The organism is Mycetocola sp. TRD_SC_2 (genome assembly GCF_055361225.1).
Window position 1 is genome coordinate 2,881,724 of the sequence record NZ_CM143954.1, and the last position, 15,685, is coordinate 2,897,408.

Here is a 15,685-nt window from a genome sequence, read left to right on the forward strand (position 1 = left end):
CCTGTTCGGCGTCACACCCGCGACGTGATTCTCACGGATGGAGCGAAGCGCCTCATTCGCACCTGCAGCCCCAATCGCCCGCGCCGCGCCAGCAGGAGAGCAACGCTTGCAGCGGCAATCGCCGGGACGACGCCAGACACGACCATGCCGACATGGGCTCCGAACTGTTCGATGATCAACCCCATCAGCGGCCCACCAATGGCCTGACCGCCGAGCAGCACGAGGACGTACAGCGACATCACTCGGCCCCGAATGCCGATGTTGCTCGACATCTGCACGAGCGAGTTGGATGCGGTCAGGAACAACAGGGATGCCACGCCGACGGTGACGAGGATCGCTGAGAAAAGCGCAATGGACGGCATCAGTCCGGCGATGGCCTGCAGCAGTCCCGTCAGCCCGATCCCGATCACGATGGTACGGAGCCGGATCGTCGAACGCCGGGTGGAGAGCAGGGCACCGATGAGCGCACCGACCGCGACCATGGAGTTGAACAGCCCGTACCCCCCGGGGCCGACAGCGAAAACATCATCGGCGTAGGACGCGAGGAGCACCGGCATGGTCAGCCCGAACACCGCGAAGACGGCGATGAGGATCACGGGGTACAAAATGGTCGGTTTAGCGACGGCATAGCGCAGGCCCTCCCTCAGCTGACCTTTCCCGCGTGGCGAGGGCGCGAGTCGACTCATCTGCTCAGTGCGGAGCATCCCCAGCATGACGATGACGAGGAGGCAGGCCACGCTGTTGAGCACGAAAGCCGGACCGGCACCGACGGTGAGCAGCAACACGCCCGCGATCGCCGGGCCGATCATCCCGGCCAACTGGAACACCGACGAGTTGATGCTGATCGCGTTGCGAAGGTTTCGCTGCCCGACAAGTTCGGTCACGATCACCTGCCTGGCGGGATTGTCGACAACGGTGACAAGTCCGGTGGCGAAAGCCAACACGAAAACATGCCAGGCTTCCACGACTCCGGCCAGAGTCAGGACCGCGAGAACCAGGCTGAGCACAGCGAAGAGCGACTGCGTGATGATCATCAGCATCCGCTTGCTGTGCCGGTCAACAAGGACACCACCGAGAAGCCCGAACAGCAGCATCGGCGCAAACTGCATGGCTACCGTGATTCCGACAGCGGTCGCACTGCCCGTCAGCTCCAGCACGAGCCAGTCCTGGGCGATTCGCTGCGTCCATCCGGCCGTCATGGCGAGGAGATTGCCGCCCGTCCACAGCCGGAAATTCGGCACGCTCAGTGCAATGAATGTCTTGCGCCACGGCAAGCGACCGGTTTGGGCGGACAACGGTTCGGTGGGCGGGAAGGCGGGCGAAGGCGCGGAGGCCACAGAAGTTCTCCTGAAACGTTGAAAAGCGGATGCCGCAATCAACGCTAGCCATCGGACCCTTATTTGGTCCCTCAATGGATAGAATTTCTCCCATTCATCTCTTCAATGACAAAACTCGACCGGGAGGCGCCGCGTGTACGACCCAGTGCTGTTGAGAACGTTCCTCGTCGTGGCGGAGACTCATAGTTTCACCAATGCCGCGCTCCGGCTGGGAATCAGCCAGCCCACGGTCAGCCAGCAGATGAGCAAACTCGAGAGAGCGGCCGGGAGGGCGCTGATTGTCCGCGACACGAGGGACGTCCGCCTGACCGACAACGGCGATGCGATGGCCGGCTTCGCCCGAACTATCCTCGCCGCCCATGCCGCGGCAGAGAGTTACTTCAACGGATCGGCGATGAAGGGCCGCCTGCGGTTCGGCGCAGCGGACGATCTCGCCATCACCCAGTTGCCGAAGATTCTGCGGCATTTCCGGCAGCTGTATCCCGAGATCAACCTGGAGTTGTCGGTCAACCAGAGCAACCCGCTACGGCGGCGGCTGGAGTCCGGTCATCTGGACCTGATCTTTGTGAAACAGAGCACTGGTGAATCAAGTGCCAGTACCCGGGTAGCTAAAGACACCATGGTGTGGATGGCGCAGGACAGCATGACTCTCGACCCAGCGAGCCCGGTGCCGCTGATCGCGTACCAGGCACCGAGCTTGAGCCGGCAGCTCGCCATTGAGGCGCTGGAGAACGCCGGCCGGACCTGGCGGATCACGTGCAACACCCGGGACGTCAACGGAATGCTGGCCGCCGTCCGGGCGGGCATCGGTGTGGCGGTGTTTCCGCACTCCCTCATTCCGTCCGACCTGGTAAAGGTGAGCAACCGGTTCGAACTGCCCGAACTCGGTGATGTCGACTACGTGCTCATGGCGAACCCGTCGTCCGCGAGGGAACCGGTGCAGGCGCTGATCTCGGCGATCATGAGCCGAGGGGTGCGTCGGGAGGCCTAGCTGCCGCGTCGAGCGGTGTGGTCATCCGCTCCGGGCCGGCCGCCCGGCGTATCCGCATGGCCAGGCCCTGAGCGAACGGCGCGATGCCGAGCGGATGGCCGGGCTGACCGACCGGGCTAGAACACCTCGGTGTGCGGCTCTTCCGCTGATTCGGGTTTACGCGGACGGCGACGGAACAGGGGGAGCCGCGAGCCGGCATCCGCATTGTCGGGCCCCTCGACCTCGAGACCGTAGTAATCGCCGATGCGATCCATGAACGCCGCTCGCCGCGCTTTCTCGTACGCGCGATGCTCGCGGCTGAACGCTCTCGCCGTCGACCAGCAGATGAGAAGCATGATGACGCTGAACGGAAGGGCGATGATGATGGCCGCCGTCTGCAACGCCTGCAGGCCACCCGCGAGAAGCAGCGCGATCGCGAGAGCGGATGTCACGCACGCAAAGAACGCGCGGATCCATCGCTTCGGCTCCACCTTGCCACCGCTGGCGATCATGCTCATTACGAGCGACCCGGAGTCCGCCGACGTCACAAAGAAGACCGCGATGAGGATGATCCCTCCGACGGTCAGCACAGATCCGGCCGGCAGCTGGGCGAACAACTCGAACAGTGCACCCTCGACGTTGACGCTTCCGTCGCTTTCGACGAGCCCGCCGGGCCCATTGAGTTCGGAATACAGGGCAGTACCGCCGAGAACACTGAACCAGAGGAACGTGATCAGCGTCGGGACGAGCAGAACGCCCATGACGAACTGGCGCACCGTGCGGCCGCGCGAGATCCGGGCGATGAAGATACCAACGAACGGCGCCCACGAGATCCACCAACCCCAGTAGAACGTCGTCCATGCTGCCTGCCACGCTTCGCCTTCGGCGCCGGTGTATGCCCCGACGGTGAACGACAGCCCGATGAAGTCCTGCACGTAGTTGCCGATGGATTGCACCAGGTCACGCAGCAGGAACTGGGTCGGCCCGACGATGAGGAGGAAAATGACGATGAGGCCGGCGATGATCAGGTTGATGTTCGACAGCCACTTCATGCCCTTGGTCACACCGGAGAGCACCGAGAGAAGCACGGCGGCGGTGATGATGAGGATCAGGATGACGTTGACGAAATCGGATGCCGCGATGATCCCGGCGCTTTCGAGCCCGGCACTGATCTGCACGACCCCAAGCCCAAGCGACGTAGCGACGCCGAACAGCGTGCCGACGAGGGCGACGACGTCGATGAGATTACCCCAGCCGCCGCGAACGCGTTTGCCGAGCAAGGGCTCAAGGGTCCAGCGGATCGATACCGGGCGCCCCCGACGGTGGATGGCGTAAGCGAGAGCAAGCCCGATGACGACGTAGATCGCCCAGGCGTGAATGCCCCAGTGCAGATAGGTCTGCGACAGAGCCTGCTGAGCGAGTTGGCTCCCAGTACCGTCGACGACGCCAGGGCGGGGGTTCGCGAAGTGGCTGAGCGGTTCGCCGACGCCGTAGAAGACAAGGCCGATGCCCATACCGGCGGCGAAGAGCAGCGAGAACCAGGAGCCGAGGGAGAACTCGGGTTCGTCGTCGTCCTTGCCGAGCTTGATGTCTCCGTACCGGCTGAACCCGACCCACAGGGCGAAGATGACGAAGAATGCGGCGATCAGCACGTAATACCAGTTGAAGTTGCTGACAATACCGGCTTGGATGCCCGCGAAAAGTGCCTCAGCGGCATCCGGGAGGAAAATCGCGAAAGCAACGAAAACCAGGACCACGATCGCCGCGGGCCAGAAGACCCATTTCGCGACCTCGGGGACCTTAGCGGCGGGGGCAGTTTCGGTGCTCGGCAGGGTTGACATGTTGTCCAGCCTAAATCTCGCTGCGCTTTCCCCACAATGAGGGGAACTGGCCGTTGGCAGCTACGATGGCGCTGCCAACAACAGAAACGGCTGCAGTTCGTCGAGAACTGCAGCCATTTCTGACCGAGCAGGGCGGATGCCGCGCCACGCGTCGCGCGCGTCAGCCGAGGAACGAAACCCCGAGCGTCGCCAGCACACCGAACGCAACACCCCAGATGATGATCGAGATCGTCTGCCAGAGGATCACGGCGTTCTTCGAGGCGCCGAACGACACCATCGCGGCCGAGGTGATCTGGCTTGGCAGGAGCGTCTGGCCGAGGAGGCTCACGCCGGCGACTCCGTACTTGTCGAAGCGCTCGCGCAGCTTCGCCCGTCGGGGCGTCTCGGGCTTGGCTTCCCTGCCCCCGCGCACCTTCGACCGCAGGCCGTGCGCGCTGAGGACGACGATGAGCATGGAAACGATGTTTCCGATGATCGCAGCGAGGATCGCGATGACCGGGTGAATCCCGGCGAGGATACCGATCACCGAACCAAAGTACGACTCGACAAACGGGATTGCCGAGGCGAGGATCACGCCGACCCACTGCAGCAGGTCGGGGAGTCCGGAGGTGAAGTCTCGCAGTGCGTCAATCATGGGTTGCCTTTCGTCGATGTCATTCGTGGTGCTTATCGCCGGGCCAGTGGGCCACTGCTGTCGGCGATGAGTCCATCCTTCCGGCAATGCCAGGGCCGGATAAGTGTCGCAGCGTCATGACATCCGCCCCGTTTTTGCACCTCGATCCGTGACAAATGTCACTGCTCTACGCTGGGAGGCATGCACCCGAAATCCGCGTCGAAACGGCGATCGTCGTGACCGGCAGCCGTCCGGTCAGGCCGGGCTCGCTGCCACAAACGCGGCGTTCGGATCAGGCGCGCGGCGTTCAGACCACGTGGCTGTACACGCTGGGCGCGATCGTGTTCTTCTTCGTGGTTCTCGATGCGATCCTGATCCTGACGGTGTCGTCGAATCTCGCCGTTTCCAGGTCGCTGCTCGACGGCATCCTGCTCGTGCTCATCCTTCTGTCGTCAGCGATGCACGTGCGGTACTGCTTCTTTCTGCGGGTCGGACCGGGGGGCGGCACGCCGCATCCCGCCTGGACCGTCGCCCTTTTCGCGCCAGCCGCAGCCGCGTGGGTGCTCGGGTTGTTCACACCGGGAGCGGGACTGTACGCAGCCCTCCCCCTCTGGATGGCCGTCAACGTTCTCGCTCCGCTGCTGCCGACGGTTCGGCGCTGGACGTTCATCGGGGTCGGGCTCCTCATCACCATTCCGCATCCGTTCATCGCGTCTTCGCAGTTCGGGAACACCTTCGATCTCGCGGAAGCGAGCCGCGCGTGGATCCTGTTCTTCTACGGCGCAAGCCTGCCGATCATGGTGCTCTCCAGCCTGTGGTGGTGGGGAATCGTGGTGCAGCTCGACCGGCACCGGTCGACTGCCGCTGAACTCGCCGTCGCCCAGGAACGGCTGCGGTTCGCGTCTGACCTGCACGACATCCAGGGCCACCACCTGCAGGTGATCGCCCTCAAGTCCGAACTCGCCGAACGGATGCTCGCCATCGACCCCGAGGCGGCACGCGAACACGTGCATGAGACCCGGCTCATCGCGAAGCAGGCACTTGAGGAGACCCGGTCCCTCGTCGCCGGGTACCGCGAGGTCGACCTCGCTGCCGAACTCGAGAACGCTCGTGAGGTCCTCACTGTCGCCGGCGCGGAGTGCGACCTGCACCTCGGGGAGCTGCCCACCGACGCGGAGGTGCGCCGCGTTCTCGCCCTCGTCGTGCGGGAGGCGACCACGAACATCCTGCGTCACAGCTCGGCAACCCGGGCGTCGATCCGGGTCACGACGACTCCAGATGGTTCCACGCTCGAGATCTCCAACGATGCGGCATCGCCCGCAACGGATGCCCCGGGTCGCGCCGCCAGCAGCGGTCTCGTCGGGTTGCGGGATCGGGTGTCTGCGGTCGCGGGCGATCTGTCGACCCACCTCGACGGGGACACGTTCACCCTGCGCGTGTTCGTTCCCGCGCGAGTGGGGGCGGACGCATGACCGAGCCCCGTGTCATCCGTCTGCTGATCGCGGACGACGAGCACCTCATCCGCGGAGCACTGAGTGCCCTGCTGAATCTCGAGCCCGATATCGAGGTCGTCGCGAGCGTCGACAACGGGGTCGCGGCGGCGGAGCTCGCGCTCGAACTGAAACCCGACGTCTGCCTGCTCGACCTCGAGATGCCGCAGGCGGACGGGCTCGAGGCGGCCGCGCGGATTCTGTCGACGGTCGCGACGAAGGTCATCATTGTGACGCGGCATGCGCGACCCGGTGTGCTGCGGCGAGCGCTCGCCGCCAGGGTCTCCGGATTCGTGCCCAAGTCGACGCCCGCCGAGGAACTTGCCGATGTGATCCGGGATGTTGCCGCGGGCAAGCGGTACATCGACCAGGAGATCGCGGCGACGGCGCTGACCGCGGAGCGCTGCCCGCTCACCGACCGGGAGCTCGATGCGTTGCGGTATTCGCGCTCCACGATGAGCGTGCAGGAGATCGCCGACCGGTTGCACCTCGCCGCCGGCACCGTGCGCAACTACCTCTCGTCGGCGATGACGAAGCTCGATGCCCGCTCGCGCCACGAGGCGGCGGAGATCGCGTGGCAGCAGGGGTGGATCTAGCGCGCCGACCACCCCACTCGCTGGTCGAGTGCGCAGTGAGCGAAGCGAACCGCGTATATCTAGACCACCCCACTCGCTGGTCGAGTGCGCAGTGAGCGAAGCGAACCGCGTGTATCGAGACCGCACCCCTGTGGCATCCGCCGAGATAGTCAGTTGCACGTTATATCGGCCAACTGTATAGTTGGCCGATATAAGGAGGCGTGATGAACCGGAACCCACAACTGCCGCTCACCGAGACGGTGTTCTACATCCTTCTCGCCCTGATCGAGCCGGCGCACGGTTACGTGATCATGGCGCGGGTCGAGTCGATGAGTGGCGGCGCCGTGCGCTTGGCACCGGGAACGCTGTATGGCGCGCTCGACACCCTGCTCAAGCAGCAGATGATCGCGCGCGTGGACAGTCCGGATCCGCGACGCAAGGTCTACGCGATCACGGAGTCCGGGTATCAGACCCTCGGACAGGACGCCGAGCGGATGGCGCACCTCGTTCGCCTGTTCGACCAGACCCGGGGAGGAAACCAGTGAAAACTCTCAAGATGTTCATCGACTACGACAAAGAAGAAACGTGGCTGAACGACATGGCCCGCACGGGCCACCTCGTGGTCAAGGCCGGACCCGTCTACTCGTTCAGACCGATCGAGCCCGGCGCCGCTGTCGTGCGCGTCGACCACCAGCCGAGCATGAAGGCGAGTGACTTCGACGACTACCGCAATCTCTTCGCGGATGCCGGCTGGCAGCACCTCGCCGGAACTCGCGGAAGCGGCGAACAGTACTTCGCCTCCTTCTCGGGCGACGCGAACGCTGACATCTTCTCCGAAACCGAGTCGAAAGCCCAGCGGTATCGCCGCGCCATGGCGACGAATTCCGCGCTTCTGCTCCCGCTCTTCGTCATCGTGGTTGCACTGTGGTCGACGTGGAATGTGAGCCCGGACACGTTTTTCTCGCCGCGCGACTGGTACCTCACTCCCGGTCTCTGGGAGCGGGAAGGGTGGGCGTTCGTCGGGGCCTTCCTCTTTGAGACCCCGATCGTCGCCCTCCGCGTTGGCGGGCCGCTGATCCTCATCGGGTCGTGCATTGTCATGCTTGTGCTCATCGCGTACCAGTGGGTGCTGTACCGCAGGACTCTCGCGCGGGCCAAGGCATAGGCGCCCCGCGCCTGGGCGCTCCCGTTTCAGGAACGCGCGGGCGGCACCTGCACGAGCATTTCCCCGTGCAGGATTGCGAACCATGCGTCTGGCGCACGCCCCCATGCCCGCCACCCGTCAGCGATCGCCTGAACTTCGACGCTGTCCGCTCCCTGCTCGGCCGCCTGCCGGGTGAAGAGCTCTCCGGCAACGCGGGCAGCCTGACCGTTGCCCCACCACGCACACTCGACCTCGGTGGCATATGTCCACACTGATGAGGTGATTGTTGCACCGGGCATCCCCGCGGCATTCGCCCAGGCACGCATTCGGCGTCCAGCATCGGGCTCAGCTGCGTTCGATTTCGCAATCGTGCGGTACAAGTCGCGCCACCGGTCCAGCTCCGGCAGTTCAGGATGCCACGCCATCGCCGCGTAGTCAGCGTCGCGTGCAGCGACCCACCCGCCCGGGCGGCACACTCGCATCATCTCGCGCAGTGCACCGACCGGGTCGGTCAGATGCTGCAAAACCTGATGAGCGTGCACGACGTCAAAAGTGTCGTCCGCGTACGGAAGCGCCATCACGTCACCCAACTCGAATGTGGTGCCCCGGTCCCCCCGATCAGCTGCGGCCGAGCGGGCAGCGACCAATGGCGCCTCCACTTTTTCGAGCCCGATGACCACGCCGGGAGCTACCAGCTGTGCCAGGTCCAGCGTGATGGTTCCCGGGCCGCAGCCGACGTCGAGAACCCGCATGCCCGGCTTCAGGTGAGGAAGAAGGTATGCCGCTGAGTTGGCCGCCGTTCGTGCGCCATGTGATGCAAGAACGGCTGGCTCATGCCCGTGGGTGTATCGGTTCGATTCGTCGACGATAGCTTCGCTCATCCGGCGAGCATATCCAGTCGCATGCGCGCTCGATTTTTTCGGGCACGGATTGTCAGGACAGCGGGACCACGTCTTCGTAGGGTTGAGCCAACGAAGTGGAGACAGCCGTGCAGGAATGGAATCGTGCGATCGAATTGATCGAGGACGACCTGACGTCGCCGATCGATGTCGCTGAGCTTGCCCGGGTCGCCCTGACCTCGGAGTATCACTTCCGGCGCATGTTCGCCTCCCTGGCTGGCATCCCGGTGTCCGAATACATCCGTCGCCGTCGCCTGACGGCAGCAACAGCCGAGATCCTCGCCGGGCGGCCCGTTCTCGATGTTGCCGTGGAATCCGGTTACGGATCCGCCGAGGCGTTCACCCGCGCGTTCAAGACCATGCACGGGCTCACCCCGTCTGAGGCTCGACGCCCGGGTGCGGTACTCCACTCCCAGCCCAGATTGAGATTTCATCTCCGAGTAGAAGGAAGTACTGACATGCAGCACCGAATCGTCGACAAAGAGAGCTTCCGCATCGTCGGCCTGAATACGCGCGTCCCGCTCGTCCACGAGGGCCCGAACGAGGCAATCGAACTCTTCGAACGTGGCCTGGATAGACAGGCAATCGAGCAGCTGACCGGTCTCTCTGATCTGGATCCGACAGGACCGATCGCGGTGACCGTGAACATCGACGAACCGCGAACCGAGGGCAGTGAACTGGACTACTGGCGCGCCGTCGCCACGTCGCACCCTGCCCCCGATGGGTTCGATTCACTCGAGGTGCCAGCCGGGCTGTGGGTGGTGTTCGAGGCCGAGGGGAAGTTCCCTGAGGCGCTGCAACAGCTCTGGGCGAATGCGGCCACCGAATGGTTCCCGGCCAACCCGTATCGCTGGGCACCAGGCCCCGAGCTGTTGAGCGTTCAGGCCGAACCCGGCGGCAAGCAGGGGCGTGGGCAATTGTGGATCCCAATCGAGGCGGCGTGACCCGAGGTTGCTGACTGCTGCAGTCGCAGCTCGCTCCGACCAGATCAACCCCTCGCCACGGGCGGCAGAACTGATGAAGCTGAGGGTGTGATTCCTCAGCGCATCAGCACCTTCACTCGCGACGGGTTTACCTTCGACGTCTCCGACAGCGGCCCTCTCGATGGACCGACCGTCGTGCTCCTCCACGGGTTTCCCGCGAATCGTCACAGCTTCGATGAGGTCGTTCCGATCCTTAACGCGGCGGGGCTTCAAACGCTGACCCCGGATCAGCGCGGATACTCAGACGGTGCGCGCCCGCGCCTCCGCCGGGGCTACCGCGCGGTGGAGCTTCAGCGCGACGTTCTCGCGCTCATCAATGCGACTGGTGTGGACCGCGTCCACCTCGTTGGCCATGACTGGGGCGGGGTGCTCGCGTGGCAACTCGGTGCGGTTGCACCGGAGAGGCTCACCGGACTGACGGTGCTGTCGACACCGCATCCGTCCGCGATGATCCGCTCGCTCATGACATCCGCTCAGGCGTTGCGCTCCTTGTACGTGCTCGCGTTCCAGGTGCCGGTGCTGCCTGAGCTGCTGTTGCGCAAGAACGTCGAGCCACTGCTGCGGCGGATGGGGCTGAACCCCGCGGCCGCGGCTGAATACGGGCGGTTCATGTCGAAGCGCGGCCGTCTTACCGGTGGCCTTCACTGGTACCGGGCACTGTGGCTCCCGGATCGTCGCGCGTCGCGCAAGCGCCTGGTTTCCGTACCGACCACCTACCTGTGGGGTAACGAAGACCAGGCGCTGGGGCGCCGGGCGGCCGAACTCAGCGGCTCGTTCGTGCGCGCGAAGTACCGCTTCATCGAGCTCGACGAGAACCACTGGCTTCCCGAGAACGCGCCTCAGGTTGTTGCCCGCGCGGTTCTCGCCGACGTGCAAGCGACGCACTGACGCTGCGGGTCCTGCGCCGTGGTTCGTGTTTGTCAGCTCGCGGGCCGCGCAGCCGCCGTCGTGGTCGTGCGGATCCGATACAGGCTCGACGACGCCGTGATGTACAGTTCGGTGCCATCGGGTCCGCCGAAGCAGACGTTCGACGCCACCTCGGGCATCGGCAGTTCGAGCAGCAGCGTGCCGTCCGGCGCCAGGACCTGCACGGCATCCCCCGCCGAGGTCCACACACGGCCGGCCTCGTCGACCCGCAGGCCATCGGTCGTGCCCGATGGTGTCGCGAACACGCGCGACTCCCCCGTGTCGACGCGATGCTCGCGGATGTGACCACCACCGACGCCCGTGTCCGTCACGTACAGCAGCGACTCATCGGGTGAGAAAGCGAGTCCGTTCGGGTGCACCATGTCGGTGATCACGGGCGTCGCGATACCGCTGGTTGCGTCGAGCCGGAAGACGAAGCATCCGCCGTACTCCTCGTCACCCGGGTGGCCCTCGCGCCCGCCTTCATGGATGCCGTAGGGCGGGTCGGTGAACCAGATCGCGCCGTCGGATGCCACGACCACGTCGTTCGGGGAGTTGAACCGTCCGCCTTCCCAGCGCTCGACGAGCACCTCGACCTGGCCGTCGGCTTCGCGCTCGACCGCCCGCCGGCCGTGGCTGCACTGCACGACGCGCCCTTCGAGGTCGAGGGTACGGCCGTTGGTGTACTCGACGTCGTCACGGTGAACGGAGGTCTCACCGGTCGTCTGATCGAATGCGAGGATGCGCGTGTTCGGGATGTCGCTGAACCGCACGGTCTGCGACTCCGGCACCCAGACTGGCCCTTCGAGCCATTCGCCGCCGGTCCACAGCTTCTCGAGTTCGCCGGCGAGGAGTCCATGGGGGTCTGTGATCGCGTCAGTGCTCATGCGCCCACGCTAGCAACCGGCGCTCCGACTCATCTGCTCATGCGCCCACGCTAGCAACCGGCGCTCCGTCTTGCTCGGTCGACATTGGCTAGATCCCGCCCGACTTTTCGACCACTATCGACCGAGCAACGCCCTGCTCCAGCCAAAAGCGACGGAGCAAGCCGGGCGCGGCCGCGGCATCCGTTTGACGGCAGCGACGGGAGCGACCGGTGCGCCCCGCGGCATCCGTTCTTGACAGCACCCGACCCCCTGCGGCTACGGTGGTCGACATGTGGATTTACATGCGCCCCCGCAACGACTGACGCGGCGCAACTGCAGGGTCGGCTGTCGACAGCGCGACCCCCGAGCGACCTCCTCGCGAGGAACCTCCCTGTGCGCCGTGGGATCACGTAGCCAGACGAAGAGGTTTTTTCATGCGTACTCCACACCACATTTCGATGATCGGCACCACAGCGCCAAGCCACATCTTCCCGTCGCTTGCGCTCATCCGAGAGCTCGTGAGCCGCGGCCACCGGGTCACCTATTCGGTCGGCGAGCAACTCGTCGACCTCGTCGAGCCGACCGGCGCGGAGGTGATCGCGCACCCGTCGATCCTTCCGCTCGACGACACCGAATGGCCCGACGATCCCGGGGCCGCGATGCGGGTGTTCCTCGACGAGGGCATCGCCGTAATGCCGCTGCTGACCGAGCGATACGACAACGATCCACCCGACCTGTTCCTCTACGACATCGGCGGGCTGCCCGCTCCGCTGCTCGCCGCCCGGTATGGCGTTCCTGCGGTGCAACTCTCGCCGACCTATGTCGCCTGGGACGGCTACGAAGACGACATGGCCGACTTCATCGCCGCGCTGAAGGCATCCGAATCAGGCATCGCCTACTACGCGACCTACAACGCGTGGCTGCGCGAGAACGGCATCGAAACGGATGCCACGGTGTGGCAAAGCCGCCCCCAGCACGGCTTGTCGCTCATTCCGCGGGCGATGCAGCCGAACGCGGACAAGGTCGCCGACAGCATCCAGTTCGTTGGGCCCTGTCTCGATCCGGTGCGGTTGGCCGATTCGAGCTGGCAATCGCCGGCCGGTGACGCGAAGGTGCTGCTCGTCTCGTTCGGCACGGCGTACAACGACCAGCTCCCGGTGTACCGGGCGTGCGTCGACGCGTTCGGGAACTCGGAGTGGCACGTCGTGATGGCGATCGGCCAGCACGTCGATCCCGCCGACCTAGGCGAGCTGCCGGGCAACATCGAGGTGCACCGCACGGTTCCGCAGCTCGCGGTTCTCGCCCACGCGGATGCCTTCATCACTCACGCGGGAATGGGCGGCTGCACCGAGGCGCTCTGGTTCGGGGTGCCGACGGTCGCGATCCCGCAGGCGGTGGACCAGTTCGGCAACGCCGCGATGCTCGAATCGCTCGGGGTCGGCAGGCACCTGTCCGCCGAGGAGGTCGATGCCGCGGCGCTCAAGGCAGCGGTGACCGAGGTCGCTGCGTCACCCGATGTCGCAGCCGCGCTCGCGCGCATTCGCGCCGACGTGCGGGCGAACGGTGGGGTCGAGAAGGCAGCGGATGCCGTCGAGGCCTTCCTGCGCTAAGCCCGCCTTAGGGTCGCGCGGCGCTCGGCGCGCCCGAACCGCTTGCGTTGCCACGAATGGCTGCTGTTTCTGAGAAACAGCAGCCATTCTCGGCAACGCAACGCTTGGCTCCAGCCGAAAGTGGCAAAGGGGGAAGCCCGGCGAGCGGATGCTACGCGGCAGGCGCCGGGATCGTCGCGGTGTCGATCACGAAGCGGTAGCGCACGTCGCTCTTGACGACCCGCTCGTACGCCTCATCGACCTGGTCGGCACCGATGACCTCGACGTCGGCACCGAGGCCGTGCTCGGCGCAGAAGTCGAGCATTTCCTGTGTCTCGCGGATTCCACCGATGTTCGACCCGGCGAGGCTGCGGCGTCCGCCCGTGAGCGAGAACACCCGAAAGGTCTGCTCGTTCTCGGGCAGCCCGACGAACACCATCGATCCGTTGAGGGTGAGCATCGACAGGTACTTGTCGATCGGCAGGTCTGCCGACACCGTGTTGATGATCAGGTCGAAGCGCTTGCGGTTCGTCTTGAACGTTTCGTCGTCGCTCGTCGCGAAGTAGTCGGTCGCGCCGAGACGCATGCCGTCCTCCTTCTTCGACAGGGTCTGGCTGAGCACGGTCACTTCGGCGCCGAGCGCTGCGGCGATCTTGACGCCCATGTGGCCGAGCCCGCCCATGCCGACGATCGCAACCTTCTTGCCGGGGCCTGCACCCCAGTGCTTGAGCGGCGAGTACGTGGTGATACCGGCGCACAGCAGCGGTGCGGCGACGTCGAGGTCGATGCCCTCCGGGATGCTCAGCACGTAATTCTCGTCGGCGACGATCGAGGTGCTGTAGCCGCCGTAGGTCTCTTCACCCGAGTACTCGCGGCCGTTGTAGGTCGCGACATTGCCCTTGAGGCAGAACTGTTCCTCGCCGGCCAGGCAGTTTTCGCACTCGCGGCAGGAGTCGACGAAGCATCCGATTCCGACGCGGTCGCCGACCTTGTGCTTGGTGACGTCCGACCCGACGGCGGTGACGATGCCGGCGATTTCATGACCGGGCACCATCGGGAAGATCGCGGCGCCCCACTCCTCGCGCGCCTGGTGGATATCGGAGTGGCAGATTCCGGCATAGGCGATGTCGATCTGCACGTCGTGCGCGCCGACGTCGCGGCGTTCGATGGTGGAGCGCTCAAAGGCTGCTCCGGCGGATGCTGCCACGAGCGCGGGCACAGTGGTGGGCATGGGGAACCTCCGGAAGTTGGTGGGCGGCCGCATCTGCGCGACCGTGCGTTAACGCTACATGCGTGCACCCTGCATCCGCGGTGCCCTTGACAGGTGGTCACGGCCGCGGATTGGCCATACGGTGGCCTCAGACCATCACGATCGACATTCAAGCCTGAGGACGGCTTCATGGCGAGGAATGCAGTGATCATCGGCGGCGGTATCGGCGGCCTGGCGACAGCATTGGCACTTCACCGGGCCGGCTGGACGGTCAGCGTGCTCGAACGCTCGGGCCGGCTCCCCGAGGGCGGCACCGCGCTCGGGATGTGGCCGGCCGCGATGGCCGCCCTCGACGAGCTCGGTGTCGGGGACCGAGTGCGCGAGCATTCGGTGGGGAGCGCCGGCGCGGCACTCCTCGATCCGGGCGGCGGTGTCCTCGCCCGGATTCCGATGAGCCGCCAGGCGCATCTGATCTCTCGCGGGCGACTGCTCTCCGCGTTGCACGACGCACTCCCCAGTGGCACGGTGAGCTGGGCTCAACCGTTCGATGGTGCGTCGATCCCGGCGGCTGACCTGATCGTCGGGGCCGACGGCATCCGCAGTGCTGTTCGAGCACATTGGTGGGGTGTGGCGCCGGTGCGACCGCTCGGGACCGTCGCCTTCCGTGGCGTTGTGGACGGACCGGTCGACTCCGTCTCGGAGACCTGGGGTGATGGCGCACTCTTCGGCATCACCCCGTCGAGCGACGGGGTGACCAATTGGTTCGCCTGCCTGCGCCACGACGACATCGACCGGGCCGACGCCGATGTGGTGACGGCGCTGCGGGAGCGATTCTCAACCTGGCACCCCGCCGTGGTCGACGTGCTCAGCCGCGTCACATCCGACGGGGTCGACCGGCGTGACCTCTTCGATGTGTCGCTTCGGCAGAGCTATGCGCGAGGCAGGGTCGCTCTGCTCGGGGATGCTGCGCACGCGATGGCGCCGAACCTCGGGCGAGGCGCCTGCGAATCGCTGGTCGACGCGGTCGCCCTCTCCCGTTCCGTCGGTGTGGCCCCTGATGTCGCGTCGGGGCTTCTCGCATACGACCGGGCTCGCCGGCGCCGGACCCAGCGACTCGTGCGAGCCGCACGCGGAATGAACCGGGTCGCGACGGCGCGGCGCGGCATCCGGGTGCGGAATGGCGCGATGAAACTCCTGCTGCCCGGGTGAAGCGGGCGACTGTCGCCCCACGACTGCGCGAGGCGAATCCCGGTTTTAGCACG

Annotated in this window: 15 protein-coding genes; 9 read left to right on the forward strand and 6 right to left on the reverse strand. The window is 65.6% G+C overall.

From position 1 onward, the window contains the following. Window positions 1-11: 11 nt before the first annotated feature. On the reverse strand, window positions 12-1,337 hold the full coding sequence (locus ACWA1Q_RS13810) for an MFS transporter (protein WP_463758158.1): 1,326 nt from the start codon (window positions 1,335-1,337) through the stop codon (window positions 12-14). A gap of 133 nt (window positions 1,338-1,470) precedes the next feature. Between ACWA1Q_RS13810 and ACWA1Q_RS13815 the strand changes: the two genes are divergently transcribed. Then, window positions 1,471-2,328 (forward strand): LysR substrate-binding domain-containing protein, encoded by an 858-nt coding sequence (locus ACWA1Q_RS13815; RefSeq protein WP_463758160.1) that lies wholly within the window; start codon window positions 1,471-1,473, stop codon window positions 2,326-2,328. 116 nt (window positions 2,329-2,444) lie between these two features. Here the strand turns inward: ACWA1Q_RS13815 and ACWA1Q_RS13820 are convergent, their stop codons facing one another. Then, window positions 2,445-4,148: a BCCT family transporter gene (locus ACWA1Q_RS13820; protein WP_463758162.1), complete on the reverse strand. Its 1,704-nt coding sequence runs from the start codon at window positions 4,146-4,148 to the stop codon at window positions 2,445-2,447. A gap of 160 nt (window positions 4,149-4,308) precedes the next feature. After that, window positions 4,309-4,782: a hypothetical protein gene (locus ACWA1Q_RS13825; RefSeq protein WP_463758163.1), complete on the reverse strand. Its 474-nt coding sequence runs from the start codon at window positions 4,780-4,782 to the stop codon at window positions 4,309-4,311. A 155-nt stretch (window positions 4,783-4,937) separates the two neighbouring features. Between ACWA1Q_RS13825 and ACWA1Q_RS13830 the strand changes: the two genes are divergently transcribed. The 4 genes from ACWA1Q_RS13830 to ACWA1Q_RS13845 all read left to right on the forward strand — a co-directional run bounded on the left by ACWA1Q_RS13830 (window position 4,938) and on the right by ACWA1Q_RS13845 (window position 7,991). Continuing rightward, window positions 4,938-6,233 carry a sensor histidine kinase gene (locus ACWA1Q_RS13830; RefSeq protein WP_463758165.1) on the forward strand — a complete coding sequence of 432 codons (1,296 nt, stop codon included), beginning with the start codon at window positions 4,938-4,940 and terminating at the stop codon, window positions 6,231-6,233. Continuing rightward, window positions 6,230-6,847 (forward strand): response regulator transcription factor, encoded by a 618-nt coding sequence (locus tag ACWA1Q_RS13835; RefSeq protein WP_463758167.1) that lies wholly within the window; start codon window positions 6,230-6,232, stop codon window positions 6,845-6,847. Before ACWA1Q_RS13830 ends, ACWA1Q_RS13835 begins: the two co-directional genes overlap by 4 nt. 203 nt (window positions 6,848-7,050) lie before the next feature. Further along, entirely contained in the window at window positions 7,051-7,371 is a 321-nt protein-coding gene (locus ACWA1Q_RS13840) for a PadR family transcriptional regulator (RefSeq protein WP_463758168.1), read from the forward strand. Further along, entirely contained in the window at window positions 7,368-7,991 is a 624-nt protein-coding gene (locus ACWA1Q_RS13845; RefSeq protein WP_463758170.1) for a DUF2812 domain-containing protein, read from the forward strand. Before ACWA1Q_RS13840 ends, ACWA1Q_RS13845 begins: the two co-directional genes overlap by 4 nt. Before the next feature lie 26 nt (window positions 7,992-8,017). On the opposite strand, the gene ACWA1Q_RS13850 is transcribed toward ACWA1Q_RS13845, so the two are convergent. Continuing rightward, a complete protein-coding gene (locus tag ACWA1Q_RS13850) occupies window positions 8,018-8,851 on the reverse strand; it encodes a methyltransferase domain-containing protein (RefSeq protein ID WP_463758171.1) in 834 nt (277 codons plus the stop codon). A gap of 107 nt (window positions 8,852-8,958) precedes the next feature. Between ACWA1Q_RS13850 and ACWA1Q_RS13855 the strand changes: the two genes are divergently transcribed. Together ACWA1Q_RS13855 and ACWA1Q_RS13860 are read left to right on the forward strand one after the other, a co-directional pair. Then, the gene (locus tag ACWA1Q_RS13855) at window positions 8,959-9,813 is read left to right on the forward strand and encodes an AraC family transcriptional regulator (RefSeq protein ID WP_463758172.1); all 855 of its coding nucleotides are present in this window, start codon (window positions 8,959-8,961) and stop codon (window positions 9,811-9,813) included. Between the two features lie 87 nt (window positions 9,814-9,900). Then, window positions 9,901-10,740: an alpha/beta fold hydrolase gene (locus ACWA1Q_RS13860; protein WP_463758174.1), complete on the forward strand. Its 840-nt coding sequence runs from the start codon at window positions 9,901-9,903 to the stop codon at window positions 10,738-10,740. Between the two features lie 32 nt (window positions 10,741-10,772). On the opposite strand, the gene ACWA1Q_RS13865 is transcribed toward ACWA1Q_RS13860, so the two are convergent. Next, entirely contained in the window at window positions 10,773-11,645 is an 873-nt protein-coding gene (locus ACWA1Q_RS13865; RefSeq protein ID WP_463758176.1) for an SMP-30/gluconolactonase/LRE family protein, read from the reverse strand. Window positions 11,646-12,058: 413 nt separating this feature from the next. Between ACWA1Q_RS13865 and ACWA1Q_RS13870 the strand changes: the two genes are divergently transcribed. Then, on the forward strand, window positions 12,059-13,234 hold the full coding sequence (locus ACWA1Q_RS13870; protein WP_463758177.1) for a macrolide family glycosyltransferase: 1,176 nt from the start codon (window positions 12,059-12,061) through the stop codon (window positions 13,232-13,234). 151 nt (window positions 13,235-13,385) lie between these two features. Here ACWA1Q_RS13870 and ACWA1Q_RS13875 read toward each other — a convergent pair whose 3' ends face one another. Beyond that, complete coding sequence (locus ACWA1Q_RS13875) at window positions 13,386-14,444, reverse strand: NAD(P)-dependent alcohol dehydrogenase (protein WP_463758179.1); 1,059 nt, start codon at window positions 14,442-14,444, stop codon at window positions 13,386-13,388. 168 nt (window positions 14,445-14,612) lie between these two features. Here ACWA1Q_RS13875 and ACWA1Q_RS13880 point away from each other — a divergent pair, with 168 nt between their 5' ends. Next, window positions 14,613-15,632 carry an FAD-dependent monooxygenase gene (locus ACWA1Q_RS13880; protein WP_463758180.1) on the forward strand — a complete coding sequence of 340 codons (1,020 nt, stop codon included), beginning with the start codon at window positions 14,613-14,615 and terminating at the stop codon, window positions 15,630-15,632. Window positions 15,633-15,685 lie beyond the last annotated feature (53 nt).